This window comes from Actinoplanes palleronii (assembly GCF_016862315.1).
Lineage (GTDB): Bacteria > Actinomycetota > Actinomycetes > Mycobacteriales > Micromonosporaceae > Actinoplanes > Actinoplanes palleronii.
Window position 1 is genome coordinate 43,180 of sequence record NZ_BOMS01000098.1, and the last position, 20,572, is coordinate 63,751.

General features: G+C 72.8%; 15 protein-coding genes. 11 read left to right on the forward strand and 4 right to left on the reverse strand.

Translation table 11 applies throughout. The features are described from left to right. Positions 1-85 precede the first annotated feature (85 nt). Positions 86-751 (reverse strand): TetR/AcrR family transcriptional regulator, encoded by a 666-nt coding sequence (locus Apa02nite_RS31085; protein ID WP_232344212.1) that lies wholly within the window; start codon positions 749-751, stop codon positions 86-88. 77 nt (positions 752-828) lie between these two features. Between Apa02nite_RS31085 and Apa02nite_RS31090 the strand changes: the two genes are divergently transcribed. Together Apa02nite_RS31090 and Apa02nite_RS31095 are read left to right on the forward strand one after the other, a co-directional pair. Continuing rightward, complete coding sequence (locus Apa02nite_RS31090; RefSeq protein ID WP_203828195.1) at positions 829-2,265, forward strand: MFS transporter; 1,437 nt, start codon at positions 829-831, stop codon at positions 2,263-2,265. 56 nt (positions 2,266-2,321) lie between these two features. Further along, positions 2,322-3,551, forward strand: a complete 1,230-nt coding sequence (locus Apa02nite_RS31095; RefSeq protein WP_239164686.1) for a benzoate/H(+) symporter BenE family transporter — start codon at positions 2,322-2,324, stop codon at positions 3,549-3,551. On the opposite strand, the gene Apa02nite_RS31100 is transcribed toward Apa02nite_RS31095, so the two are convergent. Next, positions 3,464-4,165: a nicotinamide mononucleotide transporter family protein gene (locus tag Apa02nite_RS31100; protein WP_067692621.1), complete on the reverse strand. Its 702-nt coding sequence runs from the start codon at positions 4,163-4,165 to the stop codon at positions 3,464-3,466. The genes Apa02nite_RS31095 and Apa02nite_RS31100 overlap by 88 nt on opposite strands. A gap of 58 nt (positions 4,166-4,223) precedes the next feature. On the opposite strand from Apa02nite_RS31100, the gene Apa02nite_RS31105 reads away from it, so the two are divergent. The 5 genes from Apa02nite_RS31105 (at position 4,224) to Apa02nite_RS31125 (ending at position 12,799) form a co-directional block, all read left to right on the forward strand. Continuing rightward, positions 4,224-5,228, forward strand: a complete 1,005-nt coding sequence (locus Apa02nite_RS31105; RefSeq protein ID WP_239164687.1) for a magnesium transporter CorA family protein — start codon at positions 4,224-4,226, stop codon at positions 5,226-5,228. Positions 5,229-5,261: 33 nt separating this feature from the next. Beyond that, positions 5,262-5,915 (forward strand): ABC transporter ATP-binding protein, encoded by a 654-nt coding sequence (locus Apa02nite_RS31110; RefSeq protein ID WP_203828206.1) that lies wholly within the window; start codon positions 5,262-5,264, stop codon positions 5,913-5,915. An 18-nt stretch (positions 5,916-5,933) separates the two neighbouring features. Next, positions 5,934-8,978 carry an ABC transporter permease gene (locus Apa02nite_RS31115; protein ID WP_203828197.1) on the forward strand — a complete coding sequence of 1,015 codons (3,045 nt, stop codon included), beginning with the start codon at positions 5,934-5,936 and terminating at the stop codon, positions 8,976-8,978. 2 nt (positions 8,979-8,980) lie between these two features. Further along, positions 8,981-11,866 carry an FtsX-like permease family protein gene (locus tag Apa02nite_RS31120; protein WP_239164690.1) on the forward strand — a complete coding sequence of 962 codons (2,886 nt, stop codon included), beginning with the start codon at positions 8,981-8,983 and terminating at the stop codon, positions 11,864-11,866. Between the two features lie 93 nt (positions 11,867-11,959). Next, complete coding sequence (locus Apa02nite_RS31125) at positions 11,960-12,799, forward strand: DUF4142 domain-containing protein (RefSeq protein WP_239164688.1); 840 nt, start codon at positions 11,960-11,962, stop codon at positions 12,797-12,799. 357 nt (positions 12,800-13,156) lie between these two features. Here Apa02nite_RS31125 and Apa02nite_RS31130 read toward each other — a convergent pair whose 3' ends face one another. Continuing rightward, positions 13,157-13,996, reverse strand: a complete 840-nt coding sequence (locus tag Apa02nite_RS31130) for an ABC transporter ATP-binding protein (protein WP_067692633.1) — start codon at positions 13,994-13,996, stop codon at positions 13,157-13,159. A 67-nt stretch (positions 13,997-14,063) separates the two neighbouring features. On the opposite strand from Apa02nite_RS31130, the gene Apa02nite_RS31135 reads away from it, so the two are divergent. The 4 genes from Apa02nite_RS31135 (at position 14,064) to Apa02nite_RS31150 (ending at position 19,632) form a co-directional block, all read left to right on the forward strand. Then, positions 14,064-15,002: a ribose-phosphate diphosphokinase gene (locus tag Apa02nite_RS31135; RefSeq protein ID WP_067692636.1), complete on the forward strand. Its 939-nt coding sequence runs from the start codon at positions 14,064-14,066 to the stop codon at positions 15,000-15,002. A 101-nt stretch (positions 15,003-15,103) separates the two neighbouring features. Next, the gene (locus Apa02nite_RS31140) at positions 15,104-17,131 is read left to right on the forward strand and encodes a hybrid sensor histidine kinase/response regulator (protein WP_239164689.1); all 2,028 of its coding nucleotides are present in this window, start codon (positions 15,104-15,106) and stop codon (positions 17,129-17,131) included. Positions 17,132-17,284: 153 nt separating this feature from the next. Beyond that, entirely contained in the window at positions 17,285-18,925 is a 1,641-nt protein-coding gene (locus Apa02nite_RS31145; RefSeq protein ID WP_203828200.1) for a serine/threonine-protein kinase, read from the forward strand. Between the two features lie 47 nt (positions 18,926-18,972). After that, positions 18,973-19,632 carry a hypothetical protein gene (locus Apa02nite_RS31150; protein ID WP_203828201.1) on the forward strand — a complete coding sequence of 220 codons (660 nt, stop codon included), beginning with the start codon at positions 18,973-18,975 and terminating at the stop codon, positions 19,630-19,632. A 62-nt stretch (positions 19,633-19,694) separates the two neighbouring features. Here Apa02nite_RS31150 and Apa02nite_RS31155 read toward each other — a convergent pair whose 3' ends face one another. Beyond that, positions 19,695-19,994, reverse strand: a complete 300-nt coding sequence (locus Apa02nite_RS31155; protein ID WP_203828202.1) for a PLD nuclease N-terminal domain-containing protein — start codon at positions 19,992-19,994, stop codon at positions 19,695-19,697. Positions 19,995-20,572: the final 578 nt, after the last annotated feature.

A 20,572-nucleotide genomic window follows, 5' to 3' on the forward strand; every position in this document is an offset into this window, starting at 1 on the left:
GGTGGCCACGGCCTCGCGGCGGCCTCACGGGCGGGACTCGGCTCGTAGCCTGCGGCGGGTGCTCGGTATGCGTACCGGAAAAGGGTTAACGGTGACGGGCGGCCATCGTCTCGACCGCGGACATCAGCAGGTCGAGGCCGAAGGCGTAGTAGTGCTCGAGGTCGGGCGGCTGCTGGTAGGTCTTCGCGAACTCGATCATCATGGGGAACTGGTCGGCGGGCAGGCATTCCAGCATGGCCCGCTTCTGCCGGCGCCACTCCGGGGCCTGCTCCCGCGGCACGGTCGCCGGGCAGTCGGGCTGGCCGGCGGCGAGGCCCATGGCGCCGTTGAGCAGGTACATCGCGATCCAGTACGCCTCTTCGACGCCGAAGCCGCCCTCGGTCAGCAGCGCGAGGGTGTCGTTGGTGGCGCGGGCGAAGCTGTCCGAGCGGGTCTTGTCCGTCGAGTGCAGCAGGTCGGGCAGCGCCGGGTGGGCGCGCATGACGTTTATCGCAGTCTGCACGATCGCGCGGAGCTGCACCTGCCACGGATCGCCGGTGCCACGGTCGGCCCGCAGACCGCTCAGCACGTGGTCGACGACGCCCTGCAGCAGCTCGTCCTTGTTCTTGAAGTGCCAGTACAGCGCCATCGGCGTGACGCCCAGCTCCTTGGCCAGGCGCCGGATGGTGATCGCGTCGAGGCCCTCCTCGTCGGCGAGGCGCAGGGCGCGCTCGGCGACGGTCGCCTTGCTCAGTCGTTCCGCTGGGGTCACTTGACAACCATACAACGTACAGGTCTCATGTACGAGGTACATGTACGTCGTACAAGTACCTTGTATAGGGGGAGAACATGGAGCAGAACCGTCGGTGGTGGGCGCTGGTCGCGGTGGCCCTCGGGACGTTCATGACGTATCTCGACAACAACGTCGTCAATGTGGCGTTGCCGTCGATCCAGCGCGAGCTGAACCTCAGCATCTCCGGGCTGGAGTGGATCACCAGCGCGTACATCCTGGTCTTCGCCGGTCTGCTGCTGGCCGGTGGCCGGATCGGGGACGTCCTGGGGCACCGGACGGCGTTCCTCTCCGGCCTGGCGGTCTTCACCGTCGCCTCGGTCGCGGCCGGCCTGGCCGGCAGCCAGGAACTGCTGATCGGCGCCCGCGCCGTGCAGGGCATCGGTGCGGCGCTGCTCTCCCCGGCGGCGCTCGCGCTGCTCCGGGAGCTGTTCCCGGACCCGAAGGAGCGGGGCACCGCGATCGGCGTGTGGGGCGCGGTCGGCGCGCTCGCCCTGGCCATCGGCCCGTTCACCGGCGGGGTGCTCAGCCAGCACGTCTCCTGGGGCTGGATCTTCCTGATCAACCTGCCGATCGGCGTGGCGACGCTGGCCATCTCGATGATCAGCATGCCGGCCGGCCGAGCCACCGTGGCCCGGGCCGCCGGCGCCTGGCGTCGTCTGGACCCGATCGGGCTGGCGACGTCGTCGCTGTCGCTGTTCGCGCTCACGTACGCCCTGATCGAGGGTGACTCCGAGGGCTGGACGTCCGGCCTGATCCTGGGGTCGTTCGCGGTCGCCGCCGTGGCCGCCGTCGCGTTCGTGGTCCAGCAGAGCCGTACCGCCGACTCGATGGTCAACCTGGACTTCTTCCGGAACCGGATGTTCACCGGTGGCCTGCTGGCGATGGGGCTCTGGGCCTTCGGTGTCTTCGGCATCTACTTCTACATGGCCATCTACCTGCAGAACGTGCTCGGTTTCTCGCCCACCGAGGCGGGCGCCGGCTTCATCCCGATGGCTCTGATCACCGCGGTCGGCGCCATGCTCGCGCCGCGCTTCGAGGCCCGCTTCGGTGTCGCCCGGGTGACCGCTTTCGGTCTCGCGGTGATGGCCGCGGCGATCGGTGGCATCGCGCAGTACGGCGAGGGCACCCACTACCTGGCCCTGCTGCCCTGGTTCGCGCTCTACGGCGTCGGCGGCGGCCTGCTCATCCCGCTGAGCAACGTGGTCGTCGACGCGCTGCCGGTCGAGCGCGCCGGTATCGCCTCCAGCATGCTGAACGTCTCCCGCGAGGTGTTCGGGCTGCTCGGGGTGACCGTGCTGGGCGCCATCCTGAACAACCGGGCCGGTGCCACCACCGGCACCGAACTGCACCGCTACCTGGTCGGCTACCAGTTCGCCCTGGTCGTCGCGGCGGCCCTGGTCGCCGTCGGTGTGCCGCTCAGCCTCTGGATGCTCCGCGCCAAGCGGGCCGGCGACAGCGCGGTGGAGCCGGTCCCTGTCCTTGAGACGGTCTGACGCTCGGTGCTGAGGGAGTCGGACACCCGTGTTCGACTCCTTCAGTGAGAATTCCGGTGAGTGCCCTGGTCGCGGGGCTGGTCGCGGTGCTCGTCTCGTTCTCCGGCCCGTTCGTGGTGGTGCTCACCGCCGCCTCGGCCGCGCACCTGACCGAGGCGCAGACCACCTCCTGGGTGTGGGCGATCGCGGTCGGCAGCGGCCTGACCTGCCTGGTGCTGAGCCTGATCACCAAGATGCCGGTGATCACCGCGTGGTCCACGCCCGGCGCGGCGCTGCTGGTCGGCTCGCTGGGCGCGTACCGGTACTCGGACGCGGTCGGCGCGTTCCTGTTCGCCGCGATCGGGATGACCGTCCTGGGCTTCTCCGGACTGTTCGGCCGGATCCTGGCCAAGGTCCCGCCGGGCATCATCTCGGCGATGCTGGCCGGGATCCTGCTGCCGTTCGCGCTCGACGCGTTCCGGCAGCTGCCCGGGGCGCCGGCGATCGTGCTGGCCGTGCTCGGGGCGTACTTCCTGGGCCGGCGGTTCCTGCCGAACTACGCGGTGCTGCTCGCCCTCGGCGCCGGGGTGGCGGTCGCCGCGGCCGGGCACGACCTGCACCTGGGCGGGGTCGGGCTGGAGATCGCGCTACCGCACCTCACGGTGCCGACGCTGAACCCGTCCGCGCTGGTCAGTATCGGTCTGCCGCTGCTGATCGTGACGATGGCCTCGCAGAACGCGCCGGGTCTCGCGGTGCTGCGCGGCAGCGGGTACCAGCCGGACGACCGGCTGCTGCTCACCGGTACCGGGCTCACCTCGGTGCTGCTCGCGCCGTTCGGCAGCCACGCGATCAACCTGGCCGCGATCACCGCGGCGATCTGCACCGGCGAGCAGGCCCACCCCAACCCCAGGCTCCGGTACGTGGCCGGGGCGGCCTGCGGCGTCTTCTACCTGATCTGCGGCTTCCTCGGCACCGGGCTGGTCGGGTTCTTCACCGCGCTGCCGAAGCCGCTGGTCGCCGCGGTCTGCGGGGTGGCCCTGCTGGGCGCGTTGCTGGGCAGCCTGGCCGGCGCGCTCGACGACCGGCCGGCCCGGGAGGGCGCGCTGGTCACGCTCGCCGCGACCGCGTCCGGGATGACCGTGGCGCACGTCGGTTCGGCGTTCTGGGGTCTGGTGGCGGGCGTGCTGGTGCACCTGATCCTGACAGCGCGCCGAAACAGTCAGGCGGGCACCGGGACCGGGCCGGCCGGGGAGAGCCGGGAGATCCGCAGCCAGACCACGAAACCCCAGACCACGAACCCGGCGTAGACCGCGTACAGCACCGCGGACGGGTAGTAGCCGAAGTGCAGCAGCTCGGGCACCCCGACCAGGTCGACGGCGATCCAGCAGAGCCAGAACTCCACCCAGCCGCGGGCCATCGCGTACGTGGCCAGCATCGACCCCACGAAGATCCACGAGTCGGCCAGGTAATACCACCACGGGACCGGGAAACCTGCCCCGACCTGGCGGAAGACGAAGAAGCAGAGCACCACGGCGACGAGCGCACCCGGGATGAAGATCAGTCGCTGCCGGTGGCCGGCCCAGCGCGGCACCACCGCGTCGCCGTGCCCGACCCGGCGGTTGCGCCGCCAGACCCACCAGCCGTACACGCTGGTGATCAGGAAGAACACCTGGCGGGCGGCCTGGCCGTACAGGGGAGTGCCCTGGTCGTTGCCGAGCGCCTGCCCGAGGAACACCGTGAACAGCAGGATGTTGCCGACGATCCCGATCGGCCAGGCGAGCGCGTTGCGGCGCAGGCCGAACAGCGCCGAGCCGAGCCCGAAGGCGTTGCCGACGATCTCCCGCCAGTAGATCGCCTGATCCGGGGTCACCTGCCACTTCGCGGTGTAGAACACGGTCAGCCAGTGATCGAGCCAAGTCACGGCTCATGGTAGGCCGCGCCGAGTTTCCGCCCGGTTTCCACCCGGGCATAGTGGGCCGGTGACCACCGCGATCTCCTGTGCCGTGCAGACCCGCCTCTACTCCGGAGGCCGGGTGATCGAGCAGGGTTTCGGGTTCGGCGAGCTGGCCGGCCACCTGAGCGACCACCCGGAGGCGGTCGCCTGGCTCGACCTGCTGGAGCCGTCGGCGGCCGACCTGGCCGCGGTCGCCGCCGAGTTCGGCCTGCACCCGCTCGCCGTCGAGGACGCGCTCGCCGAGCACGAGCGCCCCAAGCTCGACCGGTACCCGGACCACCTGTTCGTCAACGTCTACGCGGTCGCCTTCGACCACGGTGGTGACGTCTCACCGAAGGCGCACAAGGTGGAGATCAGCGCGTTCGTCACCGAGCGGGCGCTGATCACCGTGCACAAGGACGAGGGCGACGTGGACAAGCTGGTCCAGCGCTGGGACGAGGACGCGGATCTGGCCGCCTCCGGCGGTGTCAACTTCCTGCTGTACGGCCTGTTCGACGTCGTCGTGGACAGTCAGTACGCCGCCGCCCGGCAGGTCGACGAGGCGATGGACCCGATCGAGGACCGGATGCTCGGCGAGGGTGGCGCGCCCCGCGCGGTCCGGCTGCACGGGTTCGGGCTGCGCCGGGCGCTGGCCATGCTGCGCCGGGCGGTCGCGCCGATGCAGGACGTGGTGGCCGAGGTGAACCGGGCGGACAGCGACCTGGTCGACGACCAGCTGCGGCCGTACTACCGGGACGTCCAGGACCACGCCGAGCGGGCCCTCGAGTCGATCGAGCACTCGCTCACCCGGATCACCGAGCTGCTCGACGCCGACCTCAACGAGCAGAGCAACATCCTGAACGACACCACCCGCAAACTCGCCGCCTGGGCCGCCATCATCGCGGTGCCGACCGCGCTGACCGGCTATTTCGGGCAGAACCTGCCGTATCCCGGCTACGAGCAGCCCTGGGGTTTCGTGCTGAGCACGGCCCTCATCGTGGCCGCCGGCGCCGCGCTCTACTACTACCTCAAGAAGCGTGGCTGGCTGTAGTAGCGTCCCCAGGTGATCGGGGGTAGTGAATACATGCTCACCATGGACCTGACCACCGCGGACCTGGGATACGGCGCCGGTGATCCGGTGCTGCGCGACGTGACGGTGACCGCTCGCCCCGGCGAGATCCTGGCCGTCACCGGTACCTCCGGAGCGGGCAAGACGACGCTGCTCAGCGCGCTGGCCGGGCTGCTCGCGCCCCGTTCCGGCACGGTCACCGCGGACGGCTCGCCGCTGGGTGACCGGGACGCCGCGGTCGGCCGGGGCGTGGTGCTGATCCCGCAGGAGAACGGGCTTGCCGCGATCCTCACCGCCGCCGAGAACGTCTCGGTCGCGGTGATCGCCACCGGCGGCACCCCGGCCGACGCCCGCCGCCGGACCGCCGACGCGCTGGCCGCGGTCGGGCTGGCCGGGCAGGCGAACCAGCTGATCGAGGAGCTCTCCGGCGGGCAGCAGCAGCGCGCCGCGATCGCCCGCGGGCTGGCGCTGCGCGGCCGGGTGGTGCTCGCCGACGAGGTGACCAGCGAGCTCGACGCGGCGAACCGGCAGAAGGTCCTCGAGCTGTTGCGCGCCGAGGCGGCCCGGGGCGCCACCGTGGTGCTGGCCACGCACGACCCGGAGGCCGCCGCGGCCTGCGACCGGGAGCTGCACCTGGCCGACGGAACCGCGTCCTGGACCCGTTCATGACCGGCCGGTAGCCGCCACGTGTTCGTGCTGGTGATCGGCGCGGTGCGGGCCCGTACCGCGCAGGTGCTGACGATCCTTGTCCTGACCATGGTGGCCGCCGCCGTCGCGGTGGCCGGGCCGTGGTTCGCCTACGCGTCGGCCGGTCGCGCCGCGGTCGTCGACCTGGCCGCGGCGGGCGCCGCCGAGCGGGTGGTCACGGCGGTGCAGGACGTGAACACCCAGGGCGAGCCGGTGGCCGCGCTCCGGGCGTTCGGCGACCGGGTCGGCCGGGGGCTTGGCATACCGGTGAGCGAGCCGGTGACCGGGCTGAGTGTGCTGCTCAGCGTACGGGTGGGCGCGACCGCCACGCCGATCCGGATGGCGTACCGGGACGGCTTCTGCGCGCACGTACGGCTGGACGGGCCGTGCCCCGGCCGGCCCGCCGAGGTCGCGATCAGCCAGGAGGCCGCGCAGCGCCTCGGGGTCGCGCCGGGCGCGTCGCTGCGGCTGCACAGCTCGCTGACGGCCGCGACGGTGACGGTGACCGTGGTCGCCCGGTACACCCGGCGGGATCCGGACGGGCCGTACTGGAGCAACGAGGTGTTCCGCGGGACGGCCGGCCTGGACCCGGTCTTCGCGCCGGTCGAGGCGTTTCGCGCGGCGCCGCTGTGGAACGTCGCCCAGGCGTACGACGCGGTGCTGCCCGACGCGGTGATCCGCGGCGACCGCACGCTCGCCGCGGACCTGGCCGCTGCCGACGCCCGCCTCGGCGCCGACCAGGTCCGGCTCGCCACCGGCGCCGGCCGCCTGCTCACCACGATCGCAAAGGACCGGGCCACCGTGCTGCGCGGCGTGCTCACCGCCGGGGTGCAACTGGTGATCCTCACCTGGTTCGCGATCGGCCTGGCCGGGCGGTACACGTCCGGGGACCGGCGGGCCGACGCCGCCCTGCTCAAGCTGCGCGGGGTCAGCCGCTCCGGCACCCTGCGACTGGCCTGGGGCCAGCACCTGGTGCCGCTGCTGCTCGGCGTGCTGGCCGGCGCCCCGATCGGCTACCTGCTGGCCCGGGCGCTGACCGGCGCGCACCCGGCGGCCGGTGACCGGGCGGCGGCGCTGGCCTGGTCCGCCGCCGCGGCCGGCGCGGTCCTGCTCGGCGGCCTGGCCGTGCTGGCCGTGGTCGAGGCGGTGCTGCTCGGCCGGCCGGTGGCGGCGCTGCTGCGTCCGGCGTCCGGCAGTGGCAACCCGTTGTGGTCCTGGCTGGTCGACGTGCTGCTGCTGGCCGTCGCCGGCGCCGCGCTGTTCCAGGCCGGCTCCGGCGCGGCGGACGGGACAGACGCGGCCGGTGCGGCGGACGGGACAGGCGCGGCCGGCTCGGCGGCCGGGGTGGGCGTGGCCGCGCCGGCCCTGGTCGCGCTCGCCGTCGGGCTGATCACCGCCCGGCTGCTGGGCCGGGTCGCCGCCCGGACCGGCCGGGTCGCGCTGCGTGCCGGTCGGCTGCGGCTCGGCCTGAGCGCCCTGCGACTCTCCCGCTCGCCCGGCGTGGAACGGGTGTTCGCGCTGGTCGTGGTCGGTGTCGCGCTGTTCGGCACGGCGGCCGGCGCGCTGTCGGCGGAAAACCGGGCGCGGGCCGGGCGCAGCACCGCCGACCTGGGCGCGGTCCGGGTCCTCACGGTGCCCGACACGAACCGGACCGCGCTGCTCGACGCGGTACGCCGGGCCGACCCGAGCGGCCGCCAGGCGATGGCCGCGGTCGTCACCCGCGACGGTGAGCTGCGGATCCTCGAGGTGGACAGCACCCGGCTGGCCGCGGTCGCGGCCTGGCGCCCGGAGTACGGCCCGGTCACCACGCTGCCCGAGGCCACCGCCGCGGCGACCGTCCCCGCGCCGCCGGCGATCACCGGCGACCGGCTGACCGTCCGGTACCGGCGGGACGGCCCGGACCCGCTCGGCCTCACCCTGACCCTGCGGCACGAGGGCACCGGCGCACCGGTCACCGTCTCGTTCGGCGCGCTCGGCGCGGGGGAGCGGACCGCGGCCGGTACGGTCAGCGGCTGCGCCGCAGCGCCCGGCTGCCGGATCGTGAACTGGGCGCTGACCACCGCGCCGTCCGCGAGCGGGCGCACCGACCCGGCACCGGCCGGCGCCGCGGTGACCCTGCGCGAGCTGCGCCAGGACGGGGCGGACCCGGTGGTGCTGGACGGGGCCGCGCTCGCCGACATCGGGCGGTGGCGGCCCGGCACGGACGGTTCGGCGCTCGACCTGGTCGCCGCGGACCGGGCCCTGCGCCTGGTCGCCGACCCGAACACCGGCGACCGGCCGCACGTCGGCACGCAGGCGTGGGCGGCCGGGACCCGCGGGCCGCTGCCGGTCGTGCTGGCCGGGCCGGCGCCGTCCGACTGGCGGTACACCGACGCGCTGCTCGGGTCGTACGGTGAAAAAACGCCTGTCGCGGTGACCGCGAGCGTCGCGGCGCTCCCGGTGGTCGGACGGTCCGGGGTGATGATCGACCTGGATGCCACCCGGCGGCTGACCGCGGTGGCCGAGCCGGGCGGCCGGTTCCAGGTCTGGCTGGCGCCTGGCGCTCCGCCCGGGATCGTCGGCGCGCTGGCCGCGGCGGGCCTGACGGTCGGCACCGACACCACCGCCACGGCCCGCGAGGAGCAGCTCGGCGGGCAGGGGCCGGCCGCGGTGGTGCGGTTCGCGCTGCTCGCCGGGGTGGCGGCGCTGCTGCTGGCCGCGGTGACCGTGGCGGTCGGGCTGACCGTGGAACGTCGCACGCTCGCCGAGCAGCTGGGCGCGCTGCGCCATCAGGGGCTGCCGGCCCGGGTCGCGGTCACCGTGGGGTACACCGGACCAGCCGTCCTGATCCTGACCGGCGTCCTGACCGGGGTGCTGGCCACCGTGCTGGGTGTGGCGCTGACCGGCAGCGCGGTGCCGCCGTTCACCGACGGCTGGCAGGTCCTCGCCGCGCCCTCGCCGCTGGCGCCCGGGGTGCTGGTGGCCGCCGCGCTCGGCGCCCTGCTCCTGCTGGGTCTGCCCGCGTGGTCGGCACTGCGCCCGCTGATCGGGGGAATCCGCCGGTGATCATGCTCGTGCTGGCGATGGTCTGGCACCGCCGCGGCCAGTCGGTCACCCTCGCGCTGCTCGCCCTGCTGGCGGTCGCGTCGGCGGTGGCCGCGCCGGCCTACCTGATCGCCGCGGACCGGGCGGTGGCCGCCGGCCAGATCGCCACCGCCGCGACCGGGGAGCTGAGCCTGACCGTCCGCGCCGTGCAGGACGCGATGACCGGCGACGGGCCCGGCGACGACTTCGCCGACCTGGGCGGGACCCTGATCGCGCTGCCCGGCTTCACGTACTACTACTCCGCGGAGACGCCCACGGTCGGGCTGGAGAAGACCGACCGCGACCCGACCCGGCTGGTCTTCCGGCAGGACGCCTGCTCCCACGTGCGGATCGTGGCCGGGCGCTGCCTGTTCGGCGAGGGCGACGTGCTGCTCGGCGAGCGGACCGCGGAACGGCTCGGCCTGGCACCGGGCGCCGTGATCACGCTGGCCTCGGCCGTGCCGGACAACTCGGGCGGCGTCCCGCGGTTCGTGCCGGCCGGCGAGCCCAAGACCCTGACCGTCGCGGGGATCTACACCCCGCGCAGCCCGGGCGAGACGTACTGGGGTCGGCACGGCTACTTCGTCACCTCTCTCGGCTTCGCCGGCGAACCCGTGCTGACCACCTCGATGACGCTGCCCGCGATGGACGTGGTCCGCACCGAAATGGCGATCGACGGGATCGCCGCGCCCGGCGCCCTCGACGTCGACCGCCTCGACCGCCTGCGCGCCGAGCTGCGGCGCCTGGACGCGTCGGCCGCCGAGCTGGACCAGACCCTGCAGATCGACACCGACATCCCGCGGCTGCTGGACCGGATCGACGAGGGCCGGGCCGCGGCCTCGCTGCTGGTCCCGGTGCTGGCCGTGCCGCTGGTGCTGCTCGCCTGCTTCAGCATCCACCTGACCGTCGGCTACGGCGCCGAGGGCCGGCAGAGCGAGCTGGCCGTGGTCGCCCTGCGCGGCGCCCGGTGGTGGTCACGCTGGTGGCTGGCGACCGGGGAGAGCCTGGTCGCGGTGCTGGCCGGTGCGCTCGCCGGCTGCCTCGCCGGGCAGTTGCTGATCACCGCGGTGGTCGCGTTCCGGTTCCCCGGCGTCGGGCCGGCCGCCGACTGGTCGTCGCTGCGGTACGCCCCGATCGCCACGCTGATCGCGCTGCTCGCCGCGGTCGCGGCCCAGCGACGGCAGCTCACCCGGCCGGTCGCCGGGCTGCTCCGGCGGATTCCCGGCCCGGGCGCCGGGCGGGTGCCGTACGCCGAAGCGGTGCTGCTGGTCCTCGCCGTGGTGGCCGGCGCCCAGCTGGTCCTCTCCGGCGGCTCGCTCACCGGCGTCGGCCTGTTCGCCCCCGCGTTCACGCTGCTCATCCTGGCCCTGCTCGCCTCGCGGGCGGTGCTCCCGGTGATCGGCCGGATCGCCGCCGGTGCGCTGCGCCGCGGCCGGCTCGGACCGGCCCTGGCCGGTCTCCAGCTGACCCGGCGCCCCGGCGCCTCCCGGCTGTTCGCGCTGCTGGCGGCGGCCGCGGCGGTGGCCGGGTACGCGGGCTGCGCGGTGGACACCGCGGTGCAGGGCCGGGACGCCCAGACCCGGCTGGGCGCGGGCGCGGAACGGGTGCTCACCGTCCAGCCGGTCTCCGGGCGCCAGCTGCTCGACGCGGTGCGCGCCGCCGACCCGGCCGGTGAGTGGGCGATGGCGGTCACCCAGCTGCCCGGCGGCGGGCTCGCGGTGGACAGCACCCGGCTGGCCACGGTCGCGTACGGGCCGTTCCCCCGACTTGATCAGATTCGGCCGTCGGTGGTCGAGCCGGTCACCGTGACCGGGCCGGAACTCGCGATCGACGTGACCAGCGACAGCGATCGGCTGCGGCTGAGCGTGCTGGTCTCCTCGTCCGCCGGGGAAGCCTCGGTCGACATCGGTGAGCTGCGGAAAGGGCGGCAGACGTACCGGCAGCGCCCGGAGGTCTGCCGGGCCGGCTGCCGGATCAACGGTGTCGAGATCGGCGGCTCCGGCCGGGAGCGGGTCACCGGCCGCGTGATCATCCACTCCCTCGGCGACCGCTGGCTCGCCTCCGAGCGCGGCACCCTCTCCGCGGCACCGGAAGGCGTCACGGTCCGGGCCGACGTCAACCCGGCCTACGCGGAGGTGGTCCGCTTGCGGCCCGCGGGCGTGCCGGATCCGCTCCCCATCGCGTACGCCGGGAAAGCACCCGTGGCGATCACCGGGCTGGCCGAGCAGCCGATCCCGGTGGCGGCGGTGGCGACCCTGCCGGTCGTACCGTCCCTCGGCCGGCACGCGTACGTGGCCGACCTGAGCTACGCCGGCCTGCTCACCGCCGGCACCAAGCGGGCCCCGCAGCCGCAGGTGTGGCTGAACGCCGCCGCCCCCGCGGACGCGCCGGCCCGGCTCGCCGCGTACGGGCTGACCGTGGTCGACGACACCGGGGCTTCGGCGATCCGGGACCGGCTGGACCGGCAGGGGCCGGCGCTGTCCCTCGGGTTCTACCTGCTGGCGGCGGTGCTGGCGACACTGCTCGGCACGGGAGCGCTGGTGCTCACCGTGGCGGTGGACCGTGGGCGGCGCGCCGAGGACCTGGTCGCCATGCGGGTGCAGGGTTTGCGTCGCGGGGTGGCCGGGCAGGCGACGTTCTGGACGTACCCGGTGCTGGTCAGCGCCGCGGTCCTGGTGGGCATGCTGGTCGGGCTGGCCGGGTGGTGGGCGACCGGGTGGGCGCTGCCGCTGGCCGGGGTGCACCCGCCCGACCTACCGTTGCCGGGCCGGCCGCGCGCCGGGGTGCTGCTCTGGTGGGGCGGGGGGATCCTGGCGCCCTACCTGCTGGCGGCCGTGCTCGGCGGCCGTGACCTGCAGCGCAGGTTATAGTCCAGCTTTGCTATTTGTGCAAGGGCCCAAAGACTCTGGCTTTAATTGATCCAATCAGGGGTCCGGATCCGTTCTGTTCCACAACGAAGCTGTGTGAGCGCTGTGGAAGGGGTTCGTGTGCACGCCGTCGAACGTGGGTCACGCTGGCGTCGTCTGACGGGAGTCGCCGTCACCGCCCTGGCATTAATCCTGCTGCAGCCGCACGCGGCCTCGGCCGTCGAGCCGGGTGTGCCCGACCCGCCGAACCAGCTGATCACCGACACCGGTGAGGGTGACCTCTCCGACGCGGACAAGGACTTCGCGACGAAGGTGCGGCTCGCCGGGCTGTGGGAGATCCCGGCCGGCGAGATGGCCCAGCAGAAGTCGAAGGATCCGCGGATCCAGGCGATCGGCAAGGACATCTCCGCCCAGCACGTGATCCTGGACAAGATGGTCCGGGCCGCGTCGCGCAAGCTGGACATCCCGCTGCCCGACAAGCCCAACGCCGACCAGCAGAAGTGGCTGGGCGAGATGCGGGCCGCCGAGGGCACCGATTTCGACCAGATCTACATCGACCGGCTCCGGGCCGCCCACGGCAAGATCTTCCCGGCCATCGCGACGATCCGGACCAGCACCCGCAACGACACGATCCGCAAACTCGCGCAGCGGGCGAACCAGTTCGTGATGACCCACCTGACCCTGCTGGAGAGCAGCGGCATCGTCGACTTCGCCGCGCTGCCGACCGCACCGCCGCCGGCCGCGGCCACCAGCTCGGCCGCCGCGGCACCGGCCGCCCTGTCCGCGTCCGAGTCGTCGAGCCAGTCGACGTCCGCGCTGGTCAGCACGCCGATCCTGATCGCCGTGGTGGTCGCCGCGTTCGGGATCGCGGCCTTCGCCAGCCGCCGCTTCCTCCCGGACACCCGCCGCCGTCGCCGCTACCGCAGCCCCTTCTGACAACCCGCACCCGAACTCCCCACGCAAGCGGCGAACCCCTCGTGTGTGTGAACTTGCGGTTCGCTCCGCACCCAAAGTCCCCACGCAAGCGGCGAACCCCCGTTGCGTGGGGACTTTCGGTTCGCTCCGCACCACAACTCCCCACGCAAGCGGTTAACCCCCGGAGCGTGGGGAGTTGTGGTGCGGTGCGCGCCGGAACTTCACACGCTGGGTTTGACCGGGACCACACGCGGACGTCGCCCCGGAGGGCTTCGCGTTCTGGACGCGCCAGCGGCCAGCGAAGCCCGCAGGGGTCCCGGCGGGAGCGGCGGTCCGTACCCCGGCGGACGCACGACCACAAGCTCTTGAATTTGATCTTCAGGGGGTTTCGGAGCCGCCCGGGACGAGCGTGACCTCGCCGTCGACGTGCTGGACGGTGAAGAGCGTGCCCGGCGGGTAGGAGCCGAGGACCTCGGGCGGTAGCTGGACCGTGCCGTCGCCGGCGACCACCGCGAAGTCCTGGCCGTCGCGGCCCTCGGCGCCGACCCGGCCGTCACGGATGGTGACCGCGCGGCCCAGCCGGGAGCCCACCTCGTTGTCGTGGGTCACCACCACGATCGTCGTTTCACGTTCCGCGTTCACCGTTTCGAGTGCATCCAGGACCTCGTCGCGGCCCGCGGTGTCCAGCCGGCTGGTCGGTTCATCGACGAGCAGCAGCCCCGGGCCGGTCGCGATGCCGACCGCGAGCGCGGCGCGCTGACGGCCACCCGGCGTCAGGTCGGCGAGTTTGCGGCGGCCCTGGCCGGGCAGGCCGACCAGGTCGAGGATGCGGTCCGGGTCGTCGAGCTTGATGCCGCGGGTGTGCGCGGCACGGCGCTGGGCGAGCCAGATGTTGCGGTGCAGCGTCGCGTAGGGCAGAAGGTTGCGCGCCGCGCCCTGCAGCACCACGCCGATCTCGGTGCCGCGCAGCCGGGAGATCTCGCTGTCGGCGAGTTTGCCCAGGTCATACGTGCCTACGTTGATCCGGCCGGCGGACGGGCGCATGAGGCCTGCGAGCAGCGCGATCAGGGTGGACTTGCCGGACCCGGACGGGCCGACCAGGGCGAGCGTCTCGCCCGGCGCGATGGAGAGATCGACCCCGGCCAGGGCCACCACGTCACCCGCCTCGGCGCGGTAGATGTGCACCACCCGCCGGCACGCGACTGCCAGTCCGTTCATGCCTGCACGGTAATCAAGGCGGACCGTCCTGACGACCCCACAGCAACGCCTCCTACCATGTGCGCCTGTGCGCGACATCGCTGTTTTCACCGGATCCGCCCATCCCGAACTGGCCGCGGAGATCTGCGAGCACCTCGGTGTGCCGCTTCTCCCGACCAGGATCTCCCGGTTCGCCAACGACTGCATCGAGGTGCAGCTCGAGGGGAACTGCCGGGAACGGGACGTGTTCCTGATCCAGCCCCTGGTTCCCCCGACCCAGGAGCACCTCGCCGAGTTGCTCTTCATGCTCGACGCCGCCCGTGGCGCGTCGGCCGGCCGGATCACCGTGGTCCTGCCGCATTACGCCTACGCCCGCTCCGACAAGAAGGACGCGCCTCGCATCTCGATCGGCGGCCGCCTGGTCGCCGACCTGCTGACCACCGCCGGCGCCGACCGGGTCCTCGCCATGACCCTGCACTCGCCGCAGGTGCACGGCTTCTTCAGCATCCCGGTCGACCACCTGCACGCGCTGAAGGAGCTGGCCCACCACTTCCGCGGCTATGACCTGAGCAACACCGTGGTGGTCTCACCGGACCTGGGCAACGCCAAGGAGGCCGCGGCGTTCGCCCGGCTGCTCGACATCGACGTGGCGGCCGGCGCCAAACAGCGGTTCGCCGACGACAAAGTGGTGATCAGCTCGGTCATCGGTGACGTCAACGACAAGGACGTGATCGTCCTGGACGACGAGATCGCCAAGGGCAGCACGGTGTTCGAGCTGCTCGCCCGGCTGCGCGAGCGCAACGTCCGCAGCGTGCGGGTGGCCTGCACGCACGGGCTGCTCACCAACGACGCGGTGCAGCGGCTGGCCGCCGAGAAGGAGATCGAGGAGATCGTCTGCACGAACACGGTGCCGATCCCGCCGGCCAAGCGGCACGAGAAGCTGACCGTGCTGTCGGTGGCCCCGGCCCTGGCCGAGGCGATGCGGCGGATACACAACGGCGAGTCGGTCAGCGCCCTTTTCGTGTAAACCGTGGCCGGAATCCGGCTCGGTGATGAACTACCGGGCCGGATTCCGCCGAACACCCCTCACGCACGTCCCGTAACACGAAAAATGTGCACATGGGTGTCATGGCTTACCCCCTCCGGTACGCGCTCGCCGACCTTGCCCTCGCGCTCAGCCGCGCGGTGGCGGATCCGGCCGAGGTGCGGTCCACCGCGGCTCACGTCGCCGCCGACATGATCGGTGACGGCGCCGGCGTGCAGCTGCTCCGCGACGACGGGCGGTACGAGGAGATCTCGTACCACCACGTGGAGGACGACCGCTCCGGTCCGCTGGCGCGGGTGCTGGACCGGGCCGGTCAGGCGCCCGACGACGAGTACTCGACCACGCTCGCCGCCAGCCGCCGCCCGATCGTGCTGGCCGGTGACTCCGCGGCGGCCCTGGCCACCCCGGAGCACGGTGTGACCGCGGCGGTGCTCTGCCCGGTGATCGTGGACAACACGTACTGCGGGTATCTGATCCTGACCCGGCACACCCCGGACGCGTTCTACTCGACCCCGGAGGTCGAGCTGGCCCGGGACATCGCCGGTGAGCTGTCGCTCGCGGTGTCCAGCGCCCGCGCCCAGGAACGGCTGCGCGCCTCCGAGGAGCGGTACCGGCGGGTGCTGGAGACCATCCCGGAAGGGGTGCTGCAGCTCGACCCGGAGGGTGTCGCGACGTACGCGAACGAGCCGATCGGCGTGGTCCTCGGCATGCCCCGCAGCGAGCTGATCGGGGTGTCGCTGCGCGGCTTCCTGGACAACGTGGGGCAGAAGGAGCTGGAACGCCGGATCACCGAGTGCCGCCAGGGCCGGTCCACGGTGGGCGCCACCCGGATGATGCGCGCCGACGGCTCCCGGCGCAGCGTACGGATGAGCATGATGCCGATCCGGGACGACCACGGCGACTTCGCCGGTGTGCTCTGCATGATCACCGACACCACCGACCACATCGACGCGCGCGGGCTCAAGCGGCAGCTCGACCACCTGCGCCGGCTGGACAGCCTGGGCCAGCTGATCGGCGGCCTGTCGCACGACTTCAACAACCTGATGACGGTGGTGGCCGGCTCGGCCGACATGATCCTGAGCAGTGTCGCGGAGGGCTCGCCGGAGGAGCAGCTGGCCAAGGACATCCTGGACGCGGTGTCCACCGGGCGGACCCTGACCCATCAGCTGCTCGCGTTCGGCCGCAGCGAGGGCAACCGGCCCGAGGTGATCCCGATCCCGGACCTGCTCACCGACGTGCAGTCGCTGTTCAGTCGGACGCTGGGGGAGCGGATCGGCCTGGACCTGACGTTCGGCCCGGACGTCTGGCCGGTCAAGGCGGAACGCGGCCCGCTCGAGCAGGCCCTGGTCAACCTGGCCGCGAACGCCCGGGACGCGATGCTGCACGGCGGCATGCTGCGGGTGGCCGCCACCAACGAGTTGGTCGCGCCCGGCCAGCTCGCCGAGGGCGCGCCGAACGGCAAGCTGGTGCACCTGGTGGTCACCGACACCGGCACCGGCATGGAGGACGAGGTCCGCAAGCGGGCCCTGGAGCCGTTCTTCACCACCCGGCCCACCGCGGCCGGGCTGGGCCTGGCCACCACGGCCGGCATCGTGCAGAACCTGGGCGGGCACATCGCGCTGGAGTCGAAGCCGCGGATGGGCACCACGGTGCACATCTACCTGCCGGCCGCCGAGGAGCGTCCGCAGCCGTCCGGCGAGCGCAAGGACAAGTCCGCGGTGATCGGCCGGGTGCTGATCGTCGAGGACCAGCCGGACGTGGCGCAGCTGGTCCAGCGCCTGATCGCGCCGGCCGGCTACGAGATCAGCGTGGCCACCGACGCGCTCACCGCGGTCACCCAGGTGGCCTCCGGCGCCCGCCCGGACCTGCTGATCACCGACGTGGTGATGCCGACCATGACCGGCCCGGAGCTGGCCGGGGCGCTGCGTACGCACCAGCCGGACCTGCCGGTGCTCTACATGTCCGGGTACACCGCGGCGTCGCTCGGCCCGCAGCTGCAGCTGGACGAGAACAGCATGCTGCTGGAGAAGCCGTTCACCAGGTCGACCCTGCTGGGCGCGATCCGCTCGCTGTGCGGCCCGCAACCGATGCCAGGAGCTGCGGCGAGCTGAGCAGAAGAGCGGAACGAGATCCACTGGGATCCGTGACGGTCGGGGTGTCGCTCGTGCCTGAGCGTGCGAATCTACGTCGGGGGACTTGCCAGACCTTCTGGACAAAACGCAGGATTCCGGGGCATTGCCGTCAGGCGAGAGGACCCCGGAGTGATGGAGGATCCCACGCAGGATCCCACCGACAGCGCTGAACTTGCCGGACGCTGTGTCGGAAATTCGTACCGCCTGGTCAGACCGATCGGGCAGGGTGCGACCGGCACCGTCTGGCAGGGCGAGGACCGCGCCACGAAGGAGAAGGTCGCGGTCAAGCTCCTGCACGAGAGCCTGTTGCGCCAGCCCCGGCTGGTCACCCGGTTCGTGCAGGAGCGGACCATCCTGCTGATGCTCCGGCACCGCAACGTGGTGCGAGTACGTGATTTGTTCAGCGTCGGGGAGACCCTCGGGCTGGTGATGGACCTGGTGGCCGGCGGCAGCCTGCGCGACCACCTGGAACGCGAACGGACCATGGCGCCCGCGGAGGCCGCCCGGCTCGCCGCGCAGGTCGCCGACGCCCTTGCCGAGGCGCACGAGCTGGGCATCATCCACCGGGACCTGAAACCGGACAACATCCTGGTGCTGGAGAAGAACGGCAAGCTGGAGACCCGGCTCACCGACTTCGGCATCGCCCGGATCCTCACCGTCCCGAGCATGACCACGCCGAACGCGGTGGTCGGCACCCCGCACTACATGGCGCCGGAGGCGTTCCACGGCGTCACGCCCAGCCCGGCCACCGACGTCTACGCGCTCGGCGTGCTGCTCTACGAGCTGGTCTCCGGGCAGCCGCCGTACCTGAGCGACTCGGTGCCGGAGCTGATGCGGATGCACGCCGAGAGCCGCCCGTACCGGCGCAGCGGGGTGCCGGACGAACTCTGGCGGATCATCCGCGCCTGCCTGTCGGCCAAGCCCAAGCAGCGCCCGGCCGCCCCCGCGCTGGTCCGGGAGCTGCGGATGCTGTCGCGCAAGCTGGCCGGGATCGCCCCGCTGCCACCACCCCCGCCGCCGAGCCTGGCGGTGGCCGATCCGGACGACATGGCCGTCGAACCGCCCGAGCTGCGGTCCGCGATCCAGCTGCCGCGCGGCGGGCGGCACGCGGTGCCCCGGGCCCGCAAACGCAACGACGTGCCCGGTCATCGCTGGGCCCGGCCCGGTGCGGCGGTCGCGGTGATCGCCGGGGTGCTGATCGCCTCCGGCGTGGCGACGTCGGTCTGGCGCCGCGCCCCGGACCCGGTGGCGTTACCGAACGTAACCTCGATCTCGGCCCCTCCGCCACGCCCGGTCGCCGCCGCACCCCGCAAGACCAAGAAGAAGATCAAACCCTCTCCGGTACGAACGAAGCACGCCGTCCAGCCCCGTCGCACCCGGACGCATCAGCCCCAGCCCGAGCGGCAGGCGTACGGCCCCTGGGAGTGCGCACAGGGCTTCGTCTTCGACCTGTCCACGCGCAGTCCGCTCGTGCCGCGCTCGTGCCACTCGGTCGGCCGGGGTGTGCAGTTCCAGGCCTCGCTGACCGCGCCGGCCGGTGGCCACGCCCGCATCGAGGTGACCCTGCGTGACGCCGACACGGGGCGTACCGTGGCCGGCCCGACCACCTGCGCCGACCTGACGTTCACCCCCGGTGCGATGACCAAGGCGTGCGGCCCGGGCGGCGCCAGACCCCGCAAAGGCCGCAGCTACACGGTGGTGATGGCGTACCGGTACGAGCGCGGCGGACGCACGTCGGCGAGCACAGCGCGGGGTCGAGTCTTCACGTGGTGACACAGCCCACTAAGATCCGTCGATACGCCGGGAGGGGGCTACCCGTCATGAGCTTCGATCTGTACGTCTGGCACGAGCCGGACCCGATCACACCCGTCATCGCCGAGAACAAACTGCGCCGGTGGCGCGAGGGGGAGGCCGGCGTCTTCCGGCCGCACCCCGCCGTACCGGAAATGCTCGCGGCCCTGCAGGGCCGATTCCCACCGAACGCCGGGGCGTGGACCGTCGCGCCCACCCCGTCCGACGCGATCCTGGCCCTGGCGGTCAGCTGGTCGCGAGCCGGCGAGGTCGGCGCGGCCACCGTCGCGCTGGCCCGCGAACACGGCCTGATCTGTTACGAGCCGCAGAGCCACCTGCTCAACCCGAACGCGGCCGGCCACGCGCCCGGCTTCACCCTGACGTCGGCGACCGGACCGGACATCCCGGACCCGTCGCCGGACCGGATCGAGGCGCTGGTCAGCGCGCTCGGCCCGGAGAACCACTTCCTGATCCTGGAACGCTCGGACGGCTGGTTCGTCCAGGTGGGCTACGGTCCGGCGGCCGGCGCGGAACCCGGCTGGTACGCCCTGGAGTACCGGGAGAGCGTGCCGGAGAAGCACTTCCGCACCGAGACGGTCGACGAGGTGGAGGCGGCCCGCCTGCTGATCGATTTCCAGGCCGGTTCGGACGCGTGGAAACGCCGCCACAAGTGGCGTCCGCTGTTCTGAGCTGCTCACACGCCGAAGCGCCTGTCCCCGGTGGGGGCAGGCGCTTTCGCTGTGCGCGGGGGTCAGCGGTTGCGGACGGCCTCGGCCAGCATCCGGACGAACTCCGGGTCGTCCTCGGGGCCGATCGGCGCGGTCCGGGTGGTCCGGGTCCGGGTGGTCCGGTTCACGGCCGGAGTGGCGCTGGCCCGGCCGGCCCGGAACCAGGCGATCGCCCCGGCAATCGGGCAGATCACGACGAGCACCAGCCACGCGCCCCGCGGGAAGTGCCGCACCGCGGACCGCTCGGTGAGCAGGCAGTCGATCAGCGCGACGACGGAGAGTGCGACGGTCACCAGGAAGAAAAGCGTGTTCACTCGGGCCATGTGCAGGAATCCTGCCGCCGGCCGGCAGCAGCCAGGTTCCCCGCGGGTTGCCGCTGCGGTGCCATCCTTGCGAGAGGTCCTGGTCCACGTTCTGAAAACGGCGGTCACTTCCATGATCAAAGCTGGTCAGGCGTATCGGCTCGCCTTTCCGGCCGGTGCCGGGTGCAGCCGTTGCCTCCCGCCGCGGGCGTGAACGAGGACGGCCGCGGTGTGCGTTCCGGTTCCCGGCTGGTCCTCAGGGGTGCCTGCCCGTCCTCGAGACACCCCTGAGGACCAGCCGGTAACGCCGAGCGTGCGGGCGGTCCGGGCGGCGGTGCGGGCGGGGTGGTGCGGGTGACCGGGGTGCCGGCGAGTGCACGGTCGCTTTCCGGGCCGGGGTGCAACGATTCGCGCCGGGGTGAACACGGTGTCTGCCTGGGTGAGTGCCGGGCACGATGATCGCCGGCTATCTGGTCGCTGGTCACCCTGCCGGCGGCGCAGCGGTGCACGATGCCCGAGCGGCTGCGCCTGCCGCTACCGCTGCTGGGCGGGGTGGGGTGGGGCGGTGAGAGTTCGCAATGCCAGATCGCGTGCGGCTA

Bases quoted from the DNA above. Each gene is read 5' to 3' on its own strand.
- Apa02nite_RS31090 (WP_203828195.1), top strand. From the start codon at position 829: ATGGAGCAGAACCGTCGGTGGTGGGCGCTGGTCGCGGTGGCCCTCGGG.
- Apa02nite_RS31110 (WP_203828206.1), top strand. From the start codon at position 5,262: ATGCTCACCATGGACCTGACCACCGCGGACCTGGGATACGGCGCCGGT.
- Apa02nite_RS31120 (WP_239164690.1), top strand. From the start codon at position 8,981: ATGCTCGTGCTGGCGATGGTCTGGCACCGCCGCGGCCAGTCGGTCACC.
- Apa02nite_RS31130 (WP_067692633.1), bottom strand. From the start codon at position 13,996: ATGAACGGACTGGCAGTCGCGTGCCGGCGGGTGGTGCACATCTACCGC.
- Apa02nite_RS31140 (WP_239164689.1), top strand. From the start codon at position 15,104: ATGGCTTACCCCCTCCGGTACGCGCTCGCCGACCTTGCCCTCGCGCTC.
- Apa02nite_RS31145 (WP_203828200.1), top strand. From the start codon at position 17,285: ATGGAGGATCCCACGCAGGATCCCACCGACAGCGCTGAACTTGCCGGA.
- Apa02nite_RS31150 (WP_203828201.1), top strand. From the start codon at position 18,973: ATGAGCTTCGATCTGTACGTCTGGCACGAGCCGGACCCGATCACACCC.
- Apa02nite_RS31155 (WP_203828202.1), bottom strand. From the start codon at position 19,994: ATGGCCCGAGTGAACACGCTTTTCTTCCTGGTGACCGTCGCACTCTCC.